Raw genomic sequence first — 4,665 nt, forward strand, 5'->3', positions numbered from 1 at the left:
GCGCTCGACCGCATGACGAAGTCTCCGTGTCTCGCGGCCAAGCCCCGCCACGGACGAGCCCCGCCACGGACGAGCCCCGCTCCCGCCACGATCCCCCGTTCTGTGTCGCGGGATCATCGATGCGGGAATGCTGATGTCCTTTCTCTCGAACCTGCCCATCGCCGACCTGATCGCGAGCTACGGCTATCTCGCGATCTTCGTCGTCATCGCCCTGGAAAGCGCCGGCGTGCCCCTGCCGGGCGAGACGATCCTGATCTCCTCGGCGGTCTATGCCGGCAGCACCGGCCAGCTGCACATTGGCCTGATCATCCTGGCCGCCGCGGCGGCCGCGATCCTGGGCGACAATCTCGGCTACTGGGTCGGCCGGCGCTGGGGCATGCCGCTCCTGCTGCGCTACGGCCACCTCATCGCCCTCGACCACGGCCGGCTGAAGCTCGGGCAGTATCTGTTTCGCGAACATGGCGGGAAGATCGTGTTCTTCGGCCGCTTCACCGCGATGCTGCGCGCCTACGCGGCCGTCCTGGCCGGCGTGAACCGCCTCGATGCCCGCCGCTTCCTAATCTTCAACGGCCTCGGCGGCGTCGCCTGGGCGACGATCATGGGCCTCGGCTCCTATGTCTGCGGCCGCTCCATCGAGCACGTCGCGGGTCCCGTCGGCCTGGCGCTCCTCGCGGTGGTGATCTTCGGCGGCCTCGCCCTGTGGCTGTTCGTGCGCAAGCACGAGACCCGGCTGCTCGCCCAGGCCGAGAGCGCGATCCCCGGCCCGCTGGCCTGACCGGCCGTCACCGGCGCACACGCGAGAAACCCGCCGCTCCTCGGGGAGCGGTGGGTTTCTCGCGTGTGCGGAGGCCGCCATCCGGGCGATGGCGAGCGAACGGGTTCGGGATGGACGGAAACCGGACGGGTCGCGGGACGGATGCACCCGAGGGGAGGGGTCGCATCCCAAGATCATCCGAGCCTCGCGGGCCGCTCCAGCGAAGCAGCGCCCAAGTCTAGCGGGCCGCCAGGATGTCTTGAAGAAGAATTGGCTCCCCGAGCAGGACTCGAACCTGCGACAAAGCGATTAACAGTCGCTTGCTCTACCAACTGAGCTATCGGGGACCGCGATCGGGGGTCTACACAGCGCTCGGCCGGGATGCAAGAGTGTCCGGGCGGGTGATTTGACGATTCCGTCACATTTTTTGTCCCGCCGCCGGCGCGGATGCGACGAGCCCCCCGGGCTCGCGAACCGGACCCCGTCCGGGTCCGCATCCTTTTTTTCGAGATCGTCCAAAGGCCGTTGCCCTTTCGCATGGGGCTCTGCTAGAGACCGCTCTCCCCGAGCCGGCCGCCCGGACGGGGGTCGCCGGATGAGCCCCTCGGGGCTTTGCGACAGAGGCCTCGTGGCGGAGTGGTTACGCAGAGGACTGCAAATCCTTGTACGGGGGTTCGATTCCCTCCGAGGCCTCCAACATCATCCCGCGCCGGACCGATCCGGCTTCTCTCCCGTCCCGACGAGACATCGTCCTGACCAGCCCTGATCCGGATGGGTCATGCCCGGGAGCGGGTCACCCCGTCAGCGGGCCCGAGGCGGCCTCGGTGCGCCGGATGAGGCCGGCCGCCGCCTGTCAGCGCCGCGCCTCCGGGAACCTTGCGTTTTCGCCATCGATCCACGACAACCCGCAAGCTTCGGCGTGGCCGTCCGGCCGCCCGGAAGGACAGAGTGGCGCCCGGCGCCGGCCCAGGGTCGAGGGAAGACGGCATCCATGCTCGATTACGCGCAGGCGCGACGCCTCATGGTCGATTGTCAGCTGCGGACCTTCGACGTGAACGACGTCCCGGTCCTCGACGCCTTCGGAGAGGTCGCCCGCGAGCGCTTCGTGCCGCCGGGCCGTGAGGATTTCGCCTATATCGACCAGACCCTCCGGCTCGGCCGGGCGGGACGCGCCATGCCGGCGCCGATGCTGCTGGCGCGCATGGCCCAGGCCCTGGCGATCCAGCCGGGGGAGGCGGCGCTCGATGTCGCCACCGGCTACGGCTACGCGGCCGCGATCCTGGCCCGCCTCGGCGCGAAGGTCGTCGCCCTCGAATCCGACGGCGAGCTCGCCGCGGGCGCGCGCGAGCGCCTCGCCGGCCTCGATCAGGTCACCGTCGTCGAGGGGCCGCTGGAGGCCGGGGTCAAGCAGACGGCGCCCTACGACGCGATCCTGGTGAACGGCCGGGTGGAGACCCGCCCGCAGGCGCTGCTGGACCAGTTGAAGGACGGCGGCCGCCTCGTCTGCGTGATGGGCCGGGAGCGGGCCGCCAAGGCGACCCTGTTCGTGCGGGCCGGCGACGCCTTCGGGTCGCGTCCGCTCTTCGATGCCGCCCTCCCGTCCCTGAGCGCCTTCGCGGCCGAGGCCGACTTCGCGTTCTGAACCTTCGCGTTCTGAGACTTCGCGTTCTGAGATCACGCGGCGCCGCACCGGCCGCGCGGAGCGCCACGGGGCGCAAGGCGGCCCGCGGATGCGGGCGCCTACGGCATGGGGATTAAGCCTTCGGGGGTGTCGCTTTTTTGCGGCACCCCCTCTCGATTCTCTCAGCGGACCGGAACCAACCGGTGCTCTGACGGCCAAGGTCGAGTAGTCTCCGCATTGAGGCGGGCTATCCGGGATCGCGCCCAGGCGCGGCGGCCACTGCGCGTGGTCGTCCGGTTCATCGAAAAACCGCAAGGGTTGATGAGCGTGAGAGATTCGAAACCTGCGATGCGCACGAGGCTTCGGCCGGCCGGCCTCGCCGCACTGGCCCTCGCTCTCGCGAGCCCGGCCGGCGCCGAGACGCTGGAGAGCGCGCTCTCGCGGGCCTATGCTGCCAATCCGACCTTGAATTCCGGCCGTGCCGGCGTTCGCGCCACGGACGAGAGCGTGGCCCAGGCCAAGTCCGGCTATCGCCCCACCGTCAGCCTCGATGCCGATATCGGCCTCACGCAGACCCAGGGCCGGGCTTCCGGCTTCCAGCTCAACCAGGTGACGAAGCCCGGCGGCGCCGGCCTCACCGTCAACCAGACGCTGTTCAACGGCTTTCGCACCGACAACCAGACCCGCCAGGCGGAATCCGACGTGCTCCGCGTCCGGGAGGCGCTGCGCGCCACCGAGATGAACACGCTGTTCAACGCCGCCCAGGCCTACATGTCGGTCCTGAGCGACACGGCGAACCTGGAGCTGCGCCGGAACAACGTAGAAGTGCTCGAGGAGCAGCTCCGCCAGACCCGCGACCGCTTCAACGTCGGCGAGGTCACTCGCACCGACGTGGCGCAGGCCGAGGCCCGCCTTGCCGGCGCCCGCTCCGACGTCAGCGGCGCCGAGGCGACCCTGCGGGCCAGCATCGGCACCTACCGCCGCTTCATCGGTGTCGAGCCGCGCCAGCTCGCGCCCGGACGGCCCCTGGACCGCTACGTCCCGGGCAGCCTCGATGCCGCGATCAACATCGGCCTGAAGGAGCATCCGCAGATCCTCTCGGCCCTGCACCTCGTCGACGTGTCCGAGGCCCAGGTGAAGGTGCTGGAGGGCGCCCTGTACCCGACCGCCGGCCTGCAGGGCTCGGTGCAGCAACGCTACGACACCCAGTTCCCCGGCGACAACGCGGTCAGCGCCTCGATCGTCGGCCGCTTGTCCATCCCCCTCTACGAGGGCGGCCAGACCTATTCGCAGATCCGCCAGGCCAAGGAGACGGCCGGCCAGCGCCGCCTCGATGCCGAGGACACCCGGGATCAGGTCCGTTCGGCCATCGTGACGGCCTGGGGCCAGCTCGAGGCCTCCAAGGCACAGGTCATCGCCTCGCAGGCGCAGGTGCAGGCCAACGAGGTGGCGCTGAACGGCGTGCGCGAGGAAGCCCGCGTCGGCCAGCGCACCACCCTCGACGTGCTCAACGCGCAGCAGGAACTGCTGAACGCCCGCACCAACCTGATCATCGCCCAGCGCAACCGGGTGATCTTCTCCTACGGCGTCGTGCAGGCGATCGGCCGCCTGACGGTGCGCTTCACCGCGCTGCCGGTGGCGATCTACAGCCCGAAGGAGCACTTCGATCAGGTCAAGGACCTCTGGTACGGCGTGCGCACGCCCGACGGTCGCTGAGGCCCGGCGACCCCGGCCTCCGACGCGGGGCGGGCCGCGGTTCACGGGAGGTCGCGGCTTCGCCCGGGGCGATCATCGGCGCGGTTTCTTCGGTCGGGAGGCGCCCGGTCACGTCGCACACAGGAGTCTCACGGCCGCGTGAGCTTATCCCGTGCCGCACAGCGGCCGGCGCTTGTGTCGGGGCGGGGGCATGAAATACTCGCCGCATTCCGAAACCGTTTCCCCCAGATCCCGAGCATCGTCCGGATGAGTGCAGCGAGCCCCAAGGCGTCGGACAAGGCCCAGGAACCCTCGATGGAGGAGATCCTGGCGTCGATCCGGCGCATCATCGCCGACGATCAGATCGCCAAGGCCGAGGTGGCCGCGCCGCAGAAATCCGCGCCCCCGCCCCAGAACGACGACGTGCTGGACCTCGCCGAGGTCGCCCAGCCGGTACGCAAGCCCATGCCCCTGGACGAGCCCGAGATCGCGTTCCGCAAGGAGCCGATCGAGGACGGGCAGATCGATTTCGACGCGATCTCCTTCGACGACGACGAGCCGGATTTCGAGCCGCTCCCGCCGCCGTCCCCCGCCT

General features: G+C 69.9%; 3 protein-coding genes, 2 tRNA genes and 1 pseudogene. 5 read left to right on the forward strand and 1 reads right to left on the reverse strand.

Annotated features, from left to right (window positions below):
- The first annotated feature begins 133 nt into the window (after positions 1-133).
- Complete coding sequence (locus AC3WLN_RS23640) at positions 134-775, forward strand: DedA family protein (RefSeq protein WP_492485373.1); 642 nt, start codon at positions 134-136, stop codon at positions 773-775.
- 250 nt (positions 776-1,025) lie between these two features.
- Here the strand turns inward: AC3WLN_RS23640 and AC3WLN_RS23645 are convergent.
- A tRNA-Asn gene (locus AC3WLN_RS23645) sits at positions 1,026-1,101 on the reverse strand.
- Between the two features lie 275 nt (positions 1,102-1,376).
- On the opposite strand from AC3WLN_RS23645, the gene AC3WLN_RS23650 reads away from it, so the two are divergent.
- The 4 genes and pseudogenes from AC3WLN_RS23650 to AC3WLN_RS23665 form a co-directional block, all read left to right on the forward strand.
- Positions 1,377-1,450 (forward strand) — tRNA-Cys (locus AC3WLN_RS23650).
- 295 nt (positions 1,451-1,745) lie between these two features.
- On the forward strand, positions 1,746-2,396 hold the full coding sequence (locus AC3WLN_RS23655) for a protein-L-isoaspartate O-methyltransferase family protein (protein WP_492485375.1): 651 nt from the start codon (positions 1,746-1,748) through the stop codon (positions 2,394-2,396).
- A 300-nt stretch (positions 2,397-2,696) separates the two neighbouring features.
- Complete coding sequence (locus AC3WLN_RS23660; protein ID WP_492485377.1) at positions 2,697-4,091, forward strand: TolC family outer membrane protein; 1,395 nt, start codon at positions 2,697-2,699, stop codon at positions 4,089-4,091.
- Positions 4,092-4,337: 246 nt separating this feature from the next.
- Positions 4,338-4,665, forward strand: a pseudogene (locus AC3WLN_RS23665) (DUF2497 domain-containing protein); the annotation flags it as partial.

This window comes from Methylobacterium sp. FW306-05-D (genome assembly GCF_058782155.1).